Source organism: Streptomyces sp. NPDC102437, from assembly GCF_044765565.1.
GTDB lineage: Bacteria > Actinomycetota > Actinomycetes > Streptomycetales > Streptomycetaceae > Streptomyces.
In genome coordinates, this window is the sequence record NZ_JBIWKI010000057.1 from 1 (window position 1) to 17764 (window position 17764).

Below are 17764 nucleotides of genomic sequence, written 5' to 3' on the forward strand. Positions count from 1 at the left end.
TACTGCAGGGGGGACCCTGTGGGAGAGTAGGACGCCGCCGAACTCCTTTTACGGGAAAGCCCCGTGTCCTGGTGGACACGGGGCTTTTCTGCGTTTCCGAGCGTCTAGGCTCGAACCATGCGCTACGAACTGGTCATCTTCGACAACGACGGTGTGCTCGTGGACAGCGAGCCGATCTCCAACACCATCCTGGCCGAGTACCTCACGGAGCTCGGTCACCCCACCTCGTACCAGGAGAGCCTCCGGGAGTACATGGGGTCCGCCGTGCACCGGGTACACGATCTCGTCGAGGAACGGACCGGGGAGAAGCTGCCCGCGGACTTCGACGCGACGCTCCACTCACGGATCTTCGCCGCGTTCGAGCGGGAGCTGGAACCGGTGGCCGGGGTCGAGGACGTGCTCGGGAAGCTCGTGGCCGACGGGATTCCGTACTGCGTCGTGTCCTCCAGCACGCACGAGCGGATCCGGGTCGCGCACCGCAGGACCGGGCTCGACCAGTGGTTCGAGGAGGAGTGGATCTTCAGCGCGGAGGACGTCGGGCGGGGCAAGCCGGCGCCCGACCTGTTCCTGCTCGCCGCCGAGCGGATGGGGGTCCCGCCCGAGCGGTGTGTCGTCTTCGAGGACAGTCCGCTCGGAGTGGAGGCGGCCAGGGCCGCGGGGATGGACGTGTACGGCTTTACGTCGATGATGCCGGCGGACCGGCTCGCCGGGGTGACCGGGCATTTCTCCGACATGAGCCAACTGCGGGAATTGCTCGCCTGATCCATCTACCCACCGGTAAAGACTGGCCTTACGCTCGCGGCCATGACAAATGCTCGTTTGCGGCACGGCAGGGCCTCCCTCGTGGTGAGTTTCTTCGTGCAGGGGGTCACCTTCGCTCTGCTGGTGACTCGGATTCCCGCCATTCAGGACCGGTACGGGATATCCGACGGGCTGCTGCCCGTCTTCCTGGCCGCGGTGCCCATCCTGGCCGGGGTGGGCAGTGTGGTCACCGAGAAGCTGGTCGTGCGGGTGCGGCCCAGGGTTGTGCTGAGGTGGGCACAGCCAGTCGTGATGCTCGCGCTGCTCGGCGCCGGCGCCGGGAACGCGCTGTGGGAGGCGGCCCTGGCACTGGGCGTGTTCGGGCTCTCCGTCGGGGCGCTCGATGCTTCCATGAACATGATGGGCGTCAGCCTCCAGCGGGCGTACGGGCGATCCATCATGCTCGGGTTCCACGCCGCGTACAGCCTCGGCGGGATCGCCGGGGCGTCCATGGCCTGGGCCGGGGCGCACTGGGACCTTTCGCTGCTGGTCTCCTACCTGCCGGCGGTCGTGGTGCTGCTGCCCGTCGTGTTCATCGGGAGCCGTTGGTACGCGGAAGGCACGGAGTCGGAGGCGAAGCCGGAAGAGGTGCGGGGCAAGGGGGCGGCCGCGGTCTCCTTCAAGCTGCTGATGCCGCTCTGTCTGGTGATGAGCTTCGCGTACATCGGGGACTCGACGGTCTCCAACTGGAGCGCCAAGTACCTGCAGGACGTGCTGGGGAGCTCGGAGCAGCTGTCGACCGTTCCGTACAACGTCTACATGGTGACGACCCTGCTGGGGCGCGCCGTCGGGGACTTCGGGGTGCGGCGGTTCGGGGCCGTGGCCGTGGTGCGGAGCGGGAGCGTGCTGGCCGCCGCTGGGTTCGCCGTGGTGGCGGTCGCCAGTGGGGCGTGGACCGGGATGCTCGGGTTCACCATGCTGGGGCTCGGGCTCTGCGTGATCGTGCCGCAGACCTTCGCCGCCGCCGGGCGGATGTTCCCCGCGGCGAGCGATACGGCCATCGCGCGGCTGAACGTCTTCAACTACGTGGGATTCCTGGTGGGATCGCCGTTGGTGGGAGCGCTCGGGGACGCCTGGAGCTACCGGGGGGCGATGCTCGTGCCGATGGTGCTGGTGCTCGCGACGCTGGTGTACGCCAAGTCGTTCGGAGCGGAGTCCGCCCGATACGGTGGCGGGCATGAGCGGCCGCGCACAGTTGATGTGGGATGACGCAGTAACGGGATACGACTTCGGGGAAAGTCATCCGATGGACCCGGTCAGGCTCGCTCTGACCATGGGTCTGGTCCGGGCGTTCGGGCTCGACGGCGCGGTGGACGTGGTGTCGGCCAGGCCCGCCGGGGAGTCGACGCTGCGGCTGGTGCACCGCGAGGACTATGTGGCCGCGGTGCGCGCCGCGTCGGCGGATCCGAAGCGGGCCGATCAGCGCTACGGGCTCGGGACGGTGGACGATCCGGCGTTCGCGGGGATGCACGAGGTGTCGGCGCTGATCGCCGGGCAGTCGGTGGCGGCGGGCGAGGCGGTGTGGCGCGGGGACACCTCGCACGCCGTGAACTTCACGGGCGGGCTGCACCACGCGATGCCGGGCGGCGCGGCGGGGTTCTGCGTCTACAACGATCCGGCGCTCGCCATCGCGCGGATGCTGGAGCTGGGCGCCGAGCGGGTCGCGTACGTGGATGTGGACGTGCACCACGGTGACGGGGTGCAGGCGGCCTTCTGGGAGGACCCGAGGGTCCTGACCATCTCGCTGCACGAGCACCCGCGGACGCTCTTCCCGCAGACCGGCTGGCCGGAGGAGACCGGCTCCGGGGCGGGTAAGGGCAGTGCGGTGAATCTGGCGCTGCCGGCCGGTACGGGGGACGCGGGGTGGCTGCGGGCGTTCCACGCGGTGGTGCCGGAGCTGCTGGCGGACTTCCGGCCGCAGGTGCTGGTGAGCCAGCACGGGGCCGATACGCATTTCGAGGACCCGCTCGCCCATCTCGCGGTGTCGTTGGACGCGCAGCGGGCGGTTATGTCGGCCTGTCACGACCTTGCCCATGAGCACGTGGAGGGCGGGCGCTGGCTGGCGCTCGGCGGGGGCGGTTACGCGGTGGTCGATGTGGTGCCGCGGTCCTGGACGCATCTGGTGGGGATCGCCGCGCACGCGCCGGTGGACCCGGAGTCGCTGATCCCGCCGTCGTGGCGGGACGAGGTCTACGCCCGGACCCGGCAGTTGGGGCCGGCCCGGATGACGGACGGCCGTACGCCCGCCTGGAAGTCGTGGGAGGAGGGGTACGACCCCGCGGACCGGCTGGACCAGGCGGTGCTTGCGACGAGGCGGGCGGTGTTCCCGTTGCGGGGGCTGTTGACCTGAGGCGTGGGGAGGCGGTCGCGGTGGGGCCGTTTCCGTGCGGTGGCGCGTAATGGTTACGCCAACTGTGGGGCGTAGCCGGGCTTCCGGCCCCCCGTCCGGGTGATTGGGGGGAGCATCGGTGGGGTGTTGAGCACCGGAGCGCTGCGTGCGCATCTGCTGGCGGCCCGGCTGGCCGGGCCCGTGGCCACCTCGCGGGAGGTGAGTCTGCGGAGTTATCGGCTCTTCGCGGCCCGGGATCCGCGGGTGACGCTCGGTCTCGACCCCGGGTGGGGCTGGGAGGAGCAGGATCTGCTCCGTCTGATGGCCGACAGGTGCGGTGTCTCGGACGATCCGGCTCATGTCTCGGGGCCCGATGTGATCGATCCGGAGCGGACCCTGGCAGGTCTGGATGCTTTCGCCGAGCGCCTGTCGCACGCCGCGGTCCGGCGGGCACCGGTGCTGTTCGGGACCGGTCATCCGCACCGGTTGCTCGGTTTCTACGCAGCGTTGGCAGACGCCATGTCGGCGGCCGGGTGTTCCGTACTCACCCCCGCGCAGGGGAGATGTATCGACATAACGACCCGGTTCGGCGTACGCACGTGCAGCCTCGACTACGTACGGGGAGTCGCGATGGTGCGTGAACCCGGCGTGCGGTCGCACGGTGGTGACACCGGCGCACATACCCATTCCCCGTTGCCCGTCAGGGTGGTCCTGGAGGCGGCGGCGGAGGGTCGCGGGCGGTTGCCGGAACTGGTCGTGGGGGACCACGGTTGGGTCTGCGGGGCTGGTCAGCTGGGAATTGAGGCGATCGGTCTCGCCGATACGGACGATCCCGCGCTGTTCGTCGGGGAGGCCGAGGGGCGGGTAGCGGTCGTCGTGCCGCTCGACGACGCGGTGCCGTCCGCGTACTACCGGCCGCTGACGCGCTATGTACTCAATCGGGCGTTTCTGTCACGGTAGGCGGCCGATCGTCTCACCTCTTCCCCACTCGCATCACCCGCCCCTAATCTGGGGAGTGAGCGCACAACGACGAAGAGTCACCGGAGGGGAAGCCGGTGGGCGTCTCGTGCGGAAGGTACAGGTGGGTCATGGCTGCTGGCAGCGAGAGGCCTCTCACTGAGGTCAAGTTTCTGACCGTGGCGGAAGTCGCCTCGGTCATGAGAGTGTCGAAGATGACCGTGTACCGCTTGGTGCACAGCGGTCATCTGCCGGCGATCCGGGTGGGCAGGTCCTTCCGGGTTCCGGAGCAAGCGGTTCACGAGTATCTCCGCGAGTCCTTTGTGGGGGTGGAGTCCGCCTGAGGTTCACCTCGGATTACGCCCCTCACGCGCTGGCGGGTAGGCTAGGCCGACGTAGGTCGTGTGGGCCCAGACGCCCCGCACCAGTGAAGAAGAAGTGAGCGAGGGTAGTCGTGGGCTCTGTTATCAAGAAGCGGCGCAAGCGGATGGCCAAGAAGAAGCACCGCAAGCTGCTCAAGCGCACGCGCGTTCAGCGTCGCAACAAGAAGTAAGCGAACGCGGTTCGTGAATCCGCAGCCCTCCCACCGGTCCGGTGGGAGGGCTGCGGTGCGTTCCGGGGACAGCCGCTCCCGGAAGCCGGCCCGGCGGTCGCCCGCATTCGGGCCAAAGACTTGAGGGAAGGCAGCCGCGCGGTCATCGCAGGGCAACATCCACCCGCTACGGTGACGGCTAAGGGCAGCCCTTAGGGGAAACCTTTCGACGGGAGGCGCTGATCTTGGGGAAGGTCGTGCTGGTCACGGGAGCGGCCCGGCAGCTGGGCGGTCGCTTCGTGCGGCGCATCCAGCGTGATCCGGGTGTGGACCGGGTGATCGCCGTCGACGCGGTCGTACCCGGACACGAGTTGGGCGACGCCGATTTCGTGACGGCGGACATCCGCCAGCCCGCGATCGCCAGAGTCCTCGCCGAGCACTCCGTCGACACGGTGGTGCATCTGGACGTCTCGGCCAAGGCGGTCGGCACGGGCGGCCGGGCGACGGTCAAGGAGACCAACGTCATCGGCACCATGCAGCTGCTCGGTGCCTGCCAGAAGGCGCCGAGCGTCCGGCGGCTGGTGATCAAATCCAGTACCAACGTGTACGGCTCGGCGCCCCGCGATCCGGCGGTGTTCACCGAGACCACCCCGCCCAAGTCGCTGCCCAGCGGGGGCTTCGCCAAGGACGCGGTGGAGGTCGAGGGGTACGTACGGGGCTTCGCGCGCCGCAGGCCGGATGTCGCCGTGTGCGTGCTCAGGTTCGCGAACATCCTCGGGCCGCAGGCCGATTCGCCGCTCGCGGACTATCTTTCGCTGCCCGTGCTGCCGACGGTGTTCGGGTACGACCCGAGGCTCCAGTTCGTGCACGAGGACGATGTCGTCGACGTCCTGGGAGTCGCGTCCGGCGAGCCGGTGCGCGGGACGCTGAACAGCGGCACGTTCAACATCGCCGGGGACGGGGTGCTGCTGCTCTCGCAGTGCTCGCGGCGGCTGGGGCGGCCGACGGTGCCGCTGCTGCTTCCCGCGGTCACCTGGGTCGGCCAGGCGCTGCGTACGGCCGGCATGACGGATTTTTCGCCGGAGCAGATCCGGCTGCTCACCCACGGCCGGGTGGTCTCCACCGTCCAGATGCGCGAGACCCTCGGCTTCCACCCCAGGTTCAGTACCGCGGAGACGTTCGCGGAGTTCGCGCGCAGTCAGGGGCCCGGACTGCTGCCGCCTGAGGCGGTGGGCAGGGCGGTCGACCGACTGGCCGCCATGCCGTTCGCCGGGGCGGGCGGCGATGGTCCGGGGATCACCGGGGCCGGCGACACCGAGCCGACCCCCAGCGCCAGGTAGAGCGAGGAGCGCACCGACGATGGCGGATGCCAAGGTCATTCCGTTCGACGACGACCGTTCGAGGGCGGGCGGTTCATCGCGCCCCTCCCGGCGCCGGCCCACGGCGGCCTCCGTGGTGGGGACCGCAGCCGTGAGCGCACTGCCCGGGCAGCAGGACGCCTCGAAGCCGCCGCAGGAGGATCCCCAGCCGGCCGGGCAGTTGGAGCGGGACGGGCGCGGCGGCTGGGACCGGCGGATCGCCGGCGGGCTCGCGTTCCTGCGGCGGCGGGTCACGGGTGAGTACGACGTCGACGAGTTCGGGTACGACGAGGAGCTGACCGATCAGGTCCTGATGTCGATGCTCCGGCCGCTGTACGAGAAGTACTTCCGGGTCGAGGTGAAGGGCATCGAGAACATCCCCTCCGAGGGCGGGGCGCTGATCGTGTCCAACCATTCGGGGACGCTGCCGCTGGACGGGCTGATGCTCCAGGTCGCCGTGCACGACAACCATCCGGCGGGCCGGCATCTGCGGCTGCTCGCCGCCGATCTGGTGTTCATGCTGCCGGTGGTGAACGAGCTGGTCCGCAAGGCCGGGCACACGCTGGCCTGTGCGGAGGACGCGGAGCGGCTGCTGCGGCGGGGCGAGGTCGTCGGGGTGATGCCGGAGGGGTTCAAGGGCATCGGGAAGCCGTTCGGGGAGCGGTACAAGCTGCAGCGCTTCGGGCGGGGCGGCTTCGTGTCCACGGCGCTGCGGGCCGGGGTGCCGATCATTCCGTGCTCGGTCGTGGGGGCGGAGGAGATCTACCCGATGATCGGCAACTCGAAGACGCTGGCGCGGCTGCTTGGCTTCCCGTACTTCCCGATCACGCCGACGTTCCCGTGGCTGGGGCCGCTCGGGGCGGTGCCGCTGCCGACGAAGTGGACGATCCAGTTCGGGGAGCCGATCTCCACGAGCGGGTTTCCGGTGGAGGCGGCGGAGGATCCGATGCTGATGTTCAACCTGACGGATCAGGTGCGGGAACAGATCCAGCACACGTTGTACAAGCTGCTGGTGCAGCGGAGGTCGGTGTTCTTCTGAGGGGCCTGCCGACATGCGGATGGGGACGGCTCGGCGAGCCGTCCCCATCCGTCTCCGTGCGAGGCGGTGCTAGTCGTTCTTCAGGTCCTCGCCGTTGATCCCCAGGCCCGGGAGGAGGCCGGGGAGGAGCGGCGGGAGGGTCACGTCCGGGGCGGGCGGGGTGCTGACGCGGCCGTCGGCGGACGGGACGGTGCCGGGGGGCGGGGTGCCGAACAGGCCGTCCGTGCCGCCGATCAGGCCCTCGGACGGGGCGCTGCCCGATCCTGACGGGCGGGGCGAGGCGCTGCCGTCCGTACAGTCCTGGGAGGCTTCCGGGGACGTGGGCGCGGAGGGGGCCGTGCGCGAGGGGCGCGTGCGCTGGTCCGCGGTGTCCGGCTGGCGGGCGTCGTCGCTGCTGTCCGGGGTGCGGGGCAGCAGCGACTGGAGCGGCTGGACCTCTTGGTCTATGGCGTCGAAGACCGAGCTGACCTGGTCGCCGACGTCCGTGAGCTGGACGGGGAGCCGGTCGCGGAGGCTGCTCCAGCTGTCGCGGTGCGAGCGGGAGAACGAGTCCAGGGTCTGGATGGGGCCGATGGCGCCGTTCTGCTGGTAGGCGGAGTGGAGCAGGCGGTGGCCCTCGCTGGCGTCGTGCGTCATGCCGTTGAGCGTGCGCCTGACCTCGCCGAGCTGTTCGTGGTCCAGGTCGCCGGAGCGGGCGCGCTCCATCAGCCGACGGGCCTCGCTGAGCCGGGTGGATGCCTGGTCGAGGTAGGCCTCGCCGCGGTCGGCGTCGCCGCTGGCCATGCCGAGGTGGATGTCCTCCATGCCGCGCTTGAGCCCGTACAGCGAATCACCCGGCAGGGCGTCGGAACTGGCAGCGGCCACTCCGCCGAAGGCGCCCGCCGCCACACCGACGGTGAGCCCGCCGGCCGCGAGGCCCTTCGTCCAGCGTGAACGCGGACGCAACTTCCGGAGCGGGGAGGCCCGGTGGGCTCCCTTGGTCCGCTGTTCGGGCACCGTAGGGCCCGCGGACGCGCCGCCCTGGGTGAACATGGCCTCCATGGCGGCGACGAGTTGGGCTCGCTGCACCATTTTGACCTCGGGATCCAACTCCGGCCTCGGTACCTCACCGAGGCCGTTCGCCAGGGCCAACAGCGGTCCGTGGTCGGCCGGTTCGGCCGACTCCTCGGGCTGTGCGGCCGCCGCACCACGGAGCGACTGCTCCTCCAGGGCCTGGGCGAAGGCGTTCGCCCGCCGGTGTGCCGAAATGTTTGCGATCACTGGCGGCACCTCCTCTCGTCATGACGGTCGACTCCCCTGGGTTCCGGAAGGTTGCACACCTTGAGCGCTTCCACACGAATGAGTGAGTGTCGGCGGACATGGGGTGACGACAGGGGGCCTGCAACCGGCACAACGAGGGGCGCGGCACATGGGTTACGCACGAAGGATGATCGGACCAGTGCGTGATGGGAGCGTTGCCGGGAGTGGCTCTGCGGGGGGTGTGGTCAGCGTGCATCGTCCGGGAGGAGCCGGGCCAGCGTGCGGACGGCGCGGTACTGAAGGGTCTTGATCGCGCCCTCGTTCTTGCCCATGACCCGGGCGGTCTCGGCGACCGAGAGGCCCTGCAGGAAGCGCAGGGTCACGCACTCCTGCTGCTGGGGGTTGAGCCGGCGCACGGCCTGGAGGAGCGCGGCGTTGGAGAGGGACTCCAGGACGGAGTCCTCGGGGCTGCGCTCGACCTCGTTGGCGTCGAGCATTTCGCCGGTGGTCACTTCCAGCCGGAAGCGGCTGGACTTGAAGTGGTCGGCCACCAGGTTGCGGGCGATGGTGACCAGCCAGGCGCCGAAGTCGCGGCCCTGCCAGGTGAACGTGGAGATGCGGCGCAGGGCGCGCAGGAAGGTCTCACTGGTGAGATCCTCCGCCGTCGCCTTGCCGCCCACGCGGTAGTAGATGTAGCGGTAGACGGTGTCGCTGTACTGGTCGTATAGGCGGCCGAAGGCATCGGCCTCGCCGGCCTGTGCGCGCTCGACGAGATCCATCATGCGCGCGCTGTCGCTGTCGGCCGTCGGCCGGCGAACGGTGGACGCGGTCGTTGCGCCGCGGTTGCTGCGTCTTCCGACCGCCGCACTGCGTTCGGCCAGGGCGTAGCAGGGGCCGACAGGTGCAGGGGTGGCAAACGCGGGTACGGCGTACGCGGTGGGGACGAAGCCGCGCAAGCGGTCGGCGACCGTTGCGCGCAGCGTAGCCAGGCCCGAGGCGTCAACCCCGACGTGTGGGTACACGGGACTCCCAGAGGCAGAGCTTCCATCACGTGCAGTGCGAAACCGTCACTCGTCGTAGTGAGTGATGGGTTCCGGAATGCGTCTGAGGAGAATAACGCTTCGTACAGGCAGTGCTACACCCAGTTGCTCAAATCATCGATTACGTCGCTTCTGTGGCGACTAAACGACGCATCAAGTAGCACATCGTGACCGTTTGTTGATCGAATTACTTCGCTATCTGCCTGTCGGCGCGACGGGTTGTGGCCGTGTGCGAGCAATACGACTGGCTGGAGCGGTCGGTGGGTAAGGGATTCGGACCGGCCGCCGGGGTTCGGGCGCGGCAGGCCCGCCCGGCCCGGCCCGCGGAGGGGCCGGGCGGTTGTGGCGGGCGGTGGTGGCGGGGTCAGCGGCGGCGGCGGTGCAGGGCGACGGCGGCGGCGGTGCCGCCCGCGATGGCGCCCACGCCGGCCGCGGCCGGGATGCCGACCTTGGCCGCCTTGCGGCCCGTCCGGTAGTCCCGCAGCCGCCAGTCGCGCGCGCGGGCGTGCTTGCGGAGCTTGGCGTCCGGGTTGATCGCGTACGGGTGTCCGACCAGGGACAGCATCGGGATGTCGTTGTGCGAATCGCTGTACGCCGCGCATCGGTCGAGGTCCAGGCCCTCGGCGGCGGCCAGTGCGCGGACCGCCTCGGCCTTCGCGGGGCCGTGCAGCGGCTCGCCGACCAGGCGGCCGGTGTAGACGCCGTCGACGGATTCGGCGACCGTGCCGAGCGCGCCGGTCAGGCCGAGCCGGCGGGCGATGATCGTGGCGGTCTCCACCGGGGCGGCGGTGACCAGCCAGACGCGCTGCCCGGCGTCGAGGTGGGCCTGGGCCAGGGCCCGGGTGCCGGGCCAGATGCGGTCGGCCATGTACTCGTCGTAGATCTCCTCGCCGATGGACATCAGCTCCGAGACCCGGTGGCCCTTCACGATGGACAGGGCGCTGTCGCGGGCGTCCTGCATGTGTTCCGGGTCCTCGACGCCCGCCAGTCTGAACCAGGCCTGCTGCCAGGCGAACCGGGTCAGCTCGCGGCGCTCGAAGAACTTCCGCTTGTACAGGCCACGGCCGAAGTGGAAGATCGCCGCGCCCTGCATGACGGTGTTGTCCAGGTCGAAGAAGGCGGCGGCGCGTTCGTCACCGACGACGGGGAAGGGTGCGTCCTCGGCTTCCGCCTTCGCGGCGATGTCCTGCTCGGTGCCGGGGGACAGATCGTCGGGGAGGGTGGATTTCCGCGCTGCCTCAGCTGCTGCCTCGCCGGCCAGCACGCTCCGTGCTGTCGCGGGGCGCCTACGGGGTGTGAGCCATCCAGGTGCGGCCATGTCGTGAGCATAGCCAGTCGGTTCGGCCGTTCCCGACCTGCTGGGATGTCACGGCGTGAACTCCGGGCCGTCGATCGGATGAACGGGTGATACCGGGCGTACCGGATCAAGTGCGGAACGGGTCTGCACCCGGCGCAGAATGAAGGCATGAGTGCCTTGTTGCGACGTACGAAGAAGAAGCCCTCGGAGCGCGTGGTGACCCTGGTCGGGAAGCCCGGGTGTCACCTCTGCGACGACGCGAGGCAGGTGGTGCGGGAGGTGTGCGAGGAGACCGGCGCGTCCTGGGAGGAGAAGGACATCACCGTGGACGAGGAGCTGTACCGGGAGTACTGGGAGCAGATTCCGGTGGTGCTGATCGATGACGAACAGCACACGTTCTGGCGGGTGGACCCGGCGAGGCTGCGCACGGCACTGCGCTCGTGAGCGAAAGCCGGTTACCATCATGGGCGTTTTGAGTGCTCTCGGGGGAGTGGCTGTGAGGAGTGTGTGCCGCTTTGCCCCCTTCGGGCCCGCAACGGGCTGATGCGATCCTTGGTTCCGGGATCTCGCGACGAATGTGCGTGACCCCGGTCACTTTGACCGGACAAAACGGACACTATCTTTGTGCACGTGTTCACAAAGACATAGCCTGCATTCGACGGGGCGGTCTTGGGAACTACGGCCGCCTACAGCCCCGCTCATCCCGCAGGAGCACCGTGGCAACTGGCCGAACTCACCGACCGGCGACCCGTAGCCGAGGAATTCCCGAGGCCACCGTCGCCCGACTTCCGCTGTACCTGCGCGCACTGACCGCGCTCTCCGAGCGCTCGGTACCCACGGTCTCGTCCGAGGAACTCGCCGCGGCGGCGGGGGTCAACTCCGCCAAGCTGCGCAAGGACTTCAGCTACCTCGGCTCGTACGGGACGCGCGGTGTCGGCTACGACGTCGAGTATCTCGTGTACCAGATCTCCCGCGAGCTCGGGCTCACCCAGGACTGGCCGGTAGTGATCGTCGGCATCGGTAACCTCGGCGCCGCGCTCGCCAACTACGGCGGCTTCGCCTCCCGCGGTTTCAGGGTCGCCGCGCTGATCGACGCCGACCCCGCGATGGCCGGAACGCCGGTCGCGGGCATTCCCGTCCAGCACGCCGACGAACTGGAGCAGATCGTCGGCGACAACGGCGTGTCGATCGGTGTCATCTCGACCCCGGCCGGTGCCGCGCAGCAGGTCTGCGACCGGCTCGTCGCCGCGGGTGTCACCTCCATCCTGAACTTCGCGCCGACCGTGCTGTCCGTGCCCGACGGCGTGGACGTCCGCAAGGTCGACCTCTCCATCGAGCTGCAGATCCTCGCCTTCCACGAGCAGCGCAAGGCCGGCGAGGAGACCGCCGAGAGCAGCTCGGACCCGGCCGTACCCCCGGTGCGCTCGGCCTCCACCGGACGGAAGGGACCCGACGGGGACATGCCCGCCGTGATGCCGGCATGAGTCTTCTTGTCGTAGGACTGAGTCACCGCAGCGCCCCGGTCTCCGTACTGGAGCGGGCCTCGCTGGCCGCCGAGGCGCAGGCCAAGCTGCTCCAGGACACCCTTGCCGCGGAGCCCGCGGCCGAGGCCGCCGTCCTGGCCACCTGCAACCGCATCGAGCTGTACGCCGACGTGGACAAGTTCCACGCGGGTGTCGCCGAGCTGTCCACGCTCCTCGCCCAGCACAGCGGCGTCGGCCTGGACGAGCTCACTCCGTATCTCTATGTGCACTACGAGGACCGGGCCGTCCACCACCTCTTCTCGGTGGCGTGCGGGCTGGACTCGATGGTCGTCGGCGAGGGCCAGATCCTCGGCCAGATCAAGGACGCGCTGGCGCTGGGGCAGGAGCTCCACACCGCGGGCCGGCTGCTGAACGACCTGTTCCAGCAGGCCCTGCGGGTCGGCAAGCGGGCCCACAGCGAGACCGGGATCGACCGTGCCGGGCAGTCGCTCGTCACCTTCGGCCTGGAGCAGCTCGCGGCCGGTGCGGACGTCGCGGACTGGGCCGCGGGCAAGCGCGCCCTGGTGATCGGCGCGGGCTCGATGTCCTCGCTCGCCGCCGCCACCCTGGCCCGTACCGGTGTCGCCGAGATCGTCGTCGCCAACCGGACCCGGGCCCGTGCCGACCGGCTCGTCGAGATCCTGGTCCAGCCCGGGGGCACCGGTGTGGCCGCCCGTGCCGTGGAGATGGCCGCGGTCCGCGATGAACTGACACGTGCCGATGTCGTCGTCTCCTGCACCGGCGCGACCGGTCTCGTGCTGACCGCCGAGGCCGTCGCCACCGCGCTCGGCCTGGACATCGATGACGCCGTCGAGACGCCCGCCGTCACGCCCTCGGTGCCCGCCCCGGCCGATGCCGACCGGCACGCCGCCTGGGTGGAGAACGGCAGCGCCGCCACGGTGCACCGGACGGCCCGGCGGGCCACCGTGCCCGCGCAGGGCGCCGGCCCCGTACGCCTGGCCCTGCTCGACCTGGCCATGCCGCGCGACATCGACGGCGGGACGGCCCGGCTCGACGGTGTGCGCCTCGTAGACATCGAGTCGCTCGCCGAGGCGTCGGCGGACGCCCCGATGGCGGCCGACGTGGACCAGGTGCGCACCATCGTCTCCGACGAGGTCGCAGCCTTCGGCGCCGCCCAGCGCGCCGCCCACATCACCCCGACCGTCGTCGCGCTGCGCACGATGGCCGCCGGAGTGGTCGCGGGCGAGATCGCGCGGCTCGACGGGCGCCTCCCTGATCTGGACGAGAAGCAGCGCGCCGAGATCACGCAGACCGTGCGCCGCGTCGTCGACAAACTCCTGCACGCGCCCACCGTGCGGGTCAAGCAGCTCGCCAGCGAGCCCGGCGGCGCCGGGTACGCCGATGCGCTGCGGGAACTCTTCGACCTCGACCCGCAGACGGTCGCAGCCGTCTCCCGGGCAGACCTGAACGACCCGAATCGAGGGCGGTCATGACCGACAACTCAACCCCGGTCACGGGGGCCGACAAGCCGCTGAGGCTGGGCACCCGGCGCAGCAAGCTCGCCATGGCGCAGTCCGGCATGGTCGCCGACGCCGTCAGCGAGGTGACCGGGCGCGCCGTCGAGCTCGTCGAGGTCACCACGTACGGCGACATCTCGCGGGAGCATCTCGCGCAGATCGGCGGCACCGGTGTGTTCGTCGCGGCGCTGCGCGAGGCACTGCTGCGCGGTGAGGTGGACTTCGCCGTCCACTCGCTCAAGGATTTGCCGACCGCGCAGCCCGAGGGCCTCGTGCTGGCCGCCGTGCCGGTGCGCGAGGACCCGCGCGACGTACTGGTCGCGCGGGACGGGCTGACCTTCGAGCAGCTGCCGTCCGGTGCCCGCATCGGTACCGGTTCGCCGCGCCGCATGGCGCAGCTCAACGCGTACGCCCGGAACCACGGCCTCGACATCGAGACCGTGCCGATCCGGGGGAATGTCGATACGCGTATCGGATTCGTCCGGAGCGGTGAGCTGGACGCGGTGGTACTCGCCGCGGCCGGGCTCAGCCGCCTCGGCCGCAGCGGTGAGGTGACCGACTTCCTGTCGGTCGACACCGTCCTGCCCGCTCCCGGCCAGGGAGCACTGGCGATCGAGTGCGCTGAGACCAGCGCCGACCTCGCCGCCGCGCTCGCCGAGCTCGACGACCCGTACACCCGGGCCGCCGTGACCGCCGAGCGTGCCCTGCTCGCCGCACTGGAGGCCGGTTGCTCCGCACCTGTGGGTGCGCTGGCCGACCTCCTGGTCGACGGACAGGCTGTCAACGAACTGCGCCTGCGCGGTGTCGTCGGTTCCACCGACGGTTCCTCGCTGGTGCAGCTGTCCACCACCGGTCCCGTTCCCACGTCGCAGGACGACGCGGCTGCCCTCGGTCGCGAGCTCGCGGCCGAGATGCTTGCCAAGGGTGCGGCCGGTCTTATGGGGGAGCGAGCACTTTGAGCCCCACCGGCCCCGCCGCATCCGACTTTCCGGCCCTGTCCGCACAAGGGCACGTCACCTTCCTCGGCGCCGGTCCCGGCGACCCGGGACTGCTGACTCTGCGCGCCGTCGAGGCGCTTGCGAGCGCGGACGTCCTTGTCGCCGAGCCGGACGTCCTCGGCGTCGTTCGCTGCCATGCACGGGCAGGCGTAAGCACACCTGAGCTGACGGTTGTTGACGCGCAGTCAGCAGCCGCCGGTGTTCCCGTTCTCAGGGATGCCGCCAATCTTGTCATGGAGGCAGTGAAGGGCGGCAGGCGGGTCGTCCGTGCCGTTTCGGGCGATCCGGGACTGGACGGGAACGCGGGTGCCGAGATGCTCGCCTGCGCCGCCGCCGGCATCCCGTTCGAGGTCGTGCCGGGCGTCGCCAACGCCGTGGGCGTGCCCGCGTACGCCGGTGTGCCGCTGCGTGACGCGCAGGGTGCGGACGTCAGGTTCGTCGACGCCCGTACCGCGTCCGACCGCTGCTGGACCGAGGTCGGTGCCAGCGATTCCACGGCCGTCATCTCGACGACGCTCGACTCGGTGGCCGCGGCCGCCGGTGAGCTGGTCTCGGCCGGCCGCAAGCCCGACACCCCGCTGACCGTGACCGTCGCCGGTACGACGACCCGCCAGCGCACCTGGACGGCGACTCTCGGGACGATCGCCCAGGTCCTGAAGCAGGCGAAGGTGCTGCCCTCGCCGGAGGGCCACCGGCCCGTCATAGCCGTGGTCGGTGAGCGCAGCTCCGCAGCCCAGCGCGACCGGCTCGCGTGGTTCGAGTCCAAGCCGCTGTTCGGCTGGAAGGTACTCGTACCGCGTACCAAGGAGCAGTCCGCGTCGCTCTCCGACCAGCTTCGTTCCTACGGTGCCGTGCCGCACGAGGTCCCGACGATCGCCGTCGAGCCGCCCCGTACGCCCCAGCAGATGGAGCGCGCGGTCAAGGGCCTGGTCACGGGCCGTTACGAGTGGATAGCCTTCACCAGCGTCAACGCGGTGAAGGCCGTCCGTGAGAAGTTCGAGGAGTACGGGCTCGACGCCCGTGCCTTCGCCGGGATCAAGGTCGCGGCCGTGGGCGAGCAGACCGCCGCCGCGCTGGTCGATTTCGGTGTGAAGCCGGACCTGGTGCCGTCCGGCGAGCAGTCCGCCGCCGGTCTGCTGGAGGACTGGCCGCCGTACGACCCGGTCTTCGACCCGATCGACAGGGTCTTCCTGCCGCGTGCCGACATCGCCACCGAGACGCTGGTGGCCGGGCTCATCGAGCTGGGCTGGGAGGTCGACGACGTCACCGCTTACCGCACGGTCCGCGCCTCGCCGCCGCCCGCCGACACCCGCGAGGCGATCAAGGGCGGCGGCTTCGACGCGGTGCTCTTCACCTCGTCCTCGACCGTCCGGAACCTGGTCGGCATCGCGGGCAAGCCGCACAACGTGACGGTGATCGCGTGTATCGGCCCGGCGACGGCGAAGACCGCCGAGGAGCACGGCCTGCGGGTCGACGTCCTCTCCCCGGAGCCTTCGGTGCACAAGCTGGCCGAGGCGCTGGCCGAGTTCGGCGCGCGGCGCCGGGAGGCGGCGAAGGAGGCCGGCGATCGGGTGACGCGGCCGAGCGAGCGGCGTCCCGGTGCGCGGCGGCGTCGTACGACGACCTGACCGGTCGAGGAGTGTGTGAGGGGCCCGGTCGCTTCGGCGGCCGGGCCCCTGCCCGTTCCGACTTCGTCCCGCGCCCGCTCTGCGCCCGTTCCGCGGTCTTTTTCCGGCACGGGTGTCGGTAAGACGGTGATGTGTACGGGTCTAATCTCGAAGGATGACTGTGTACGGAAACTTCCCCGGCTCCCGCCCCCGGCGGCTGCGGACGACCCCGACGATGCGGCGGATGGTCGCCGAGACACGGCTCGACCCGGCGAATCTGATCCTGCCCGCGTTCGTGCGCGAGGGCATCGACGCCCCGGTCGCCATCTCGGCCATGCCCGGCGTGCAGCAGCACACCCTGGACACTCTGCGGAAGGCCGCCGTCGAGGCGGTGTCGGCCGGGGTCTGCGGGATCATGCTCTTCGGAGTCCCCGCGGACGAGAAGAAGGACGCCCGGGGCACGGCGGGCACCGACCCGGACGGCATCCTCCAGGTGGCGCTGCGCGCGGTGCGCCAGGAGGTCGGTGACGATCTCGTCATCATGTCGGACCTGTGCCTGGACGAGTACACCGACCACGGCCACTGCGGTGTGCTGACCGCGGACGGCAGGATCGACAACGACGCGACGCTGGAGCGGTACGCCGAGATGGCCCAGGTCCAGGCCGACGCGGGCGCCCATGTGGTGGGCCCCAGCGGCATGATGGACGGTCAGGTCGGTGTCGTCCGCGACGCGCTCGACCAGACGGGCCACGAGGACGTCTCGATCCTCGCCTACACCGTGAAGTACTCCTCGGCGTTCTACGGGCCGTTCCGCGAGGCCGTCGGTTCCTCGCTCATGGGCGACCGCAAGACGTACCAGCAGGACCCGGCGAACGCCCGTGAGTCGCTGCGCGAGCTGGCGCTCGACCTCGAAGAGGGCGCGGACATGGTCATGGTGAAGCCGGCCGGTCCGTACCTCGACATCCTCGCGAAGGTCGCCGACTCGGTGGACGTGCCGGTCGCGGCGTACCAGATCAGCGGTGAGTACTCGATGATCGAGGCCGCCGCGGAGAAGGGCTGGATCGACCGGGAGGCGGCCATTCTGGAGAGCCTGACCGGGATCCGGCGCGCGGGTGCGCAGATGATCCTGACGTACTGGGCGACGGAGGTCGCGCAGCGGCTGGGGCGGCGCTAGGACGAGTTCGGGCCGTGGCTCGGAACACGATCCGGGCGTTCTGAGCGAACGGATTTGTGAGACGTGACGGCGGTGCCGTCATCGGGGAGAAGTGAGCAATCCATGGCCATGGCCGGCCTGTTCTGGATCGCCGAGGGCGATGTGTACGTGGGCGCGAAGCCGGCCGGCATGGGGCCCGGGGTGCGGCTGACCCTCGAGGGGTGGTGGCGGTCGGCGACGGGCAGTCCGGCCTCTACCTGTGGGAGGACGTGCGTGCCCTGACGGTGGCGGACGTCCCCGAGAACTCCCTGATGCGGCGGGCAGGCGTGGTCAAGGGCCTGGCTGTGGACATGGTGATGAACCTGGCTCTGCCCATGGGCTCGGGCCGGTTGGAGGGTCCCCCGCCGATGATG

The 17764-nt window shown here is 70.3% G+C and carries 17 protein-coding genes; 14 read left to right on the top strand and 3 right to left on the bottom strand.

Features of this window, described 5'->3' with window-relative positions:
* The first annotated feature begins 117 nt into the window (after positions 1-117).
* From ACIRJP_RS37430 to ACIRJP_RS37465, 8 genes are all read left to right on the top strand, one after another.
* Positions 118-762, top strand: coding sequence for an HAD family hydrolase (locus ACIRJP_RS37430; RefSeq protein ID WP_404184489.1), 645 nt, complete (start codon positions 118-120; stop codon positions 760-762).
* Between the two features lie 42 nt (positions 763-804).
* Positions 805-2010, top strand: a complete 1206-nt coding sequence (locus ACIRJP_RS37435) for an MFS transporter (RefSeq protein WP_404184492.1) — start codon at positions 805-807, stop codon at positions 2008-2010.
* Positions 1979-3151, top strand: coding sequence for an acetoin utilization protein AcuC (locus tag ACIRJP_RS37440; RefSeq protein WP_404184495.1), 1173 nt, complete (start codon positions 1979-1981; stop codon positions 3149-3151). Before ACIRJP_RS37435 ends, ACIRJP_RS37440 begins: the two co-directional genes overlap by 32 nt.
* 123 nt (positions 3152-3274) lie before the next feature.
* Positions 3275-4090, top strand: a complete 816-nt coding sequence (locus tag ACIRJP_RS37445; protein ID WP_404184498.1) for a phosphatase — start codon at positions 3275-3277, stop codon at positions 4088-4090.
* 128 nt (positions 4091-4218) lie between these two features.
* Complete coding sequence (locus ACIRJP_RS37450) at positions 4219-4431, top strand: helix-turn-helix domain-containing protein (protein ID WP_404184501.1); 213 nt, start codon at positions 4219-4221, stop codon at positions 4429-4431.
* 110 nt (positions 4432-4541) lie between these two features.
* On the top strand, positions 4542-4640 hold the full coding sequence (locus ACIRJP_RS37455; RefSeq protein WP_003948845.1) for a 30S ribosomal protein bS22: 99 nt from the start codon (positions 4542-4544) through the stop codon (positions 4638-4640).
* Positions 4641-4864: 224 nt separating this feature from the next.
* Positions 4865-5959, top strand: coding sequence for an NAD-dependent epimerase/dehydratase family protein (locus ACIRJP_RS37460; protein ID WP_404184504.1), 1095 nt, complete (start codon positions 4865-4867; stop codon positions 5957-5959).
* A 19-nt stretch (positions 5960-5978) separates the two neighbouring features.
* The gene (locus ACIRJP_RS37465) at positions 5979-7016 is read left to right on the top strand and encodes a lysophospholipid acyltransferase family protein (protein ID WP_404184507.1); all 1038 of its coding nucleotides are present in this window, start codon (positions 5979-5981) and stop codon (positions 7014-7016) included.
* A gap of 69 nt (positions 7017-7085) precedes the next feature.
* Here the strand turns inward: ACIRJP_RS37465 and ACIRJP_RS37470 are convergent, their stop codons facing one another.
* From ACIRJP_RS37470 to ACIRJP_RS37480, 3 genes are all read right to left on the bottom strand, one after another.
* Positions 7086-8276 carry a DUF5667 domain-containing protein gene (locus ACIRJP_RS37470; RefSeq protein ID WP_404184510.1) on the bottom strand — a complete coding sequence of 397 codons (1191 nt, stop codon included), beginning with the start codon at positions 8274-8276 and terminating at the stop codon, positions 7086-7088.
* 224 nt (positions 8277-8500) lie between these two features.
* Complete coding sequence (locus tag ACIRJP_RS37475) at positions 8501-9277, bottom strand: ECF subfamily RNA polymerase sigma factor, BldN family (protein WP_404184513.1); 777 nt, start codon at positions 9275-9277, stop codon at positions 8501-8503.
* A 382-nt stretch (positions 9278-9659) separates the two neighbouring features.
* Positions 9660-10613 carry an HAD family hydrolase gene (locus tag ACIRJP_RS37480; protein WP_404184516.1) on the bottom strand — a complete coding sequence of 318 codons (954 nt, stop codon included), beginning with the start codon at positions 10611-10613 and terminating at the stop codon, positions 9660-9662.
* A 147-nt stretch (positions 10614-10760) separates the two neighbouring features.
* Between ACIRJP_RS37480 and ACIRJP_RS37485 the strand changes: the two genes are divergently transcribed.
* The 6 genes from ACIRJP_RS37485 to hemB all read left to right on the top strand — a co-directional run bounded on the left by ACIRJP_RS37485 (position 10761) and on the right by hemB (position 17372).
* Positions 10761-11036 carry a glutaredoxin family protein gene (locus ACIRJP_RS37485; RefSeq protein ID WP_351265335.1) on the top strand — a complete coding sequence of 92 codons (276 nt, stop codon included), beginning with the start codon at positions 10761-10763 and terminating at the stop codon, positions 11034-11036.
* A 272-nt stretch (positions 11037-11308) separates the two neighbouring features.
* Positions 11309-12076 (top strand): redox-sensing transcriptional repressor Rex, encoded by a 768-nt coding sequence (locus ACIRJP_RS37490; RefSeq protein WP_404184519.1) that lies wholly within the window; start codon positions 11309-11311, stop codon positions 12074-12076.
* On the top strand, positions 12073-13569 hold the full coding sequence (locus tag ACIRJP_RS37495) for a glutamyl-tRNA reductase (RefSeq protein WP_404184522.1): 1497 nt from the start codon (positions 12073-12075) through the stop codon (positions 13567-13569). The genes ACIRJP_RS37490 and ACIRJP_RS37495 overlap by 4 nt, the downstream gene beginning before the upstream one ends.
* Positions 13566-14552, top strand: a complete 987-nt coding sequence (hemC, locus tag ACIRJP_RS37500; RefSeq protein ID WP_404184525.1) for a hydroxymethylbilane synthase — start codon at positions 13566-13568, stop codon at positions 14550-14552. The genes ACIRJP_RS37495 and hemC overlap by 4 nt, the downstream gene beginning before the upstream one ends.
* Positions 14549-16219, top strand: coding sequence for a uroporphyrinogen-III synthase (locus tag ACIRJP_RS37505; protein WP_404184528.1), 1671 nt, complete (start codon positions 14549-14551; stop codon positions 16217-16219). Before hemC ends, ACIRJP_RS37505 begins: the two co-directional genes overlap by 4 nt.
* A gap of 154 nt (positions 16220-16373) precedes the next feature.
* On the top strand, positions 16374-17372 hold the full coding sequence (gene hemB, locus ACIRJP_RS37510; protein ID WP_404184531.1) for a porphobilinogen synthase: 999 nt from the start codon (positions 16374-16376) through the stop codon (positions 17370-17372).
* Positions 17373-17764 lie beyond the last annotated feature (392 nt).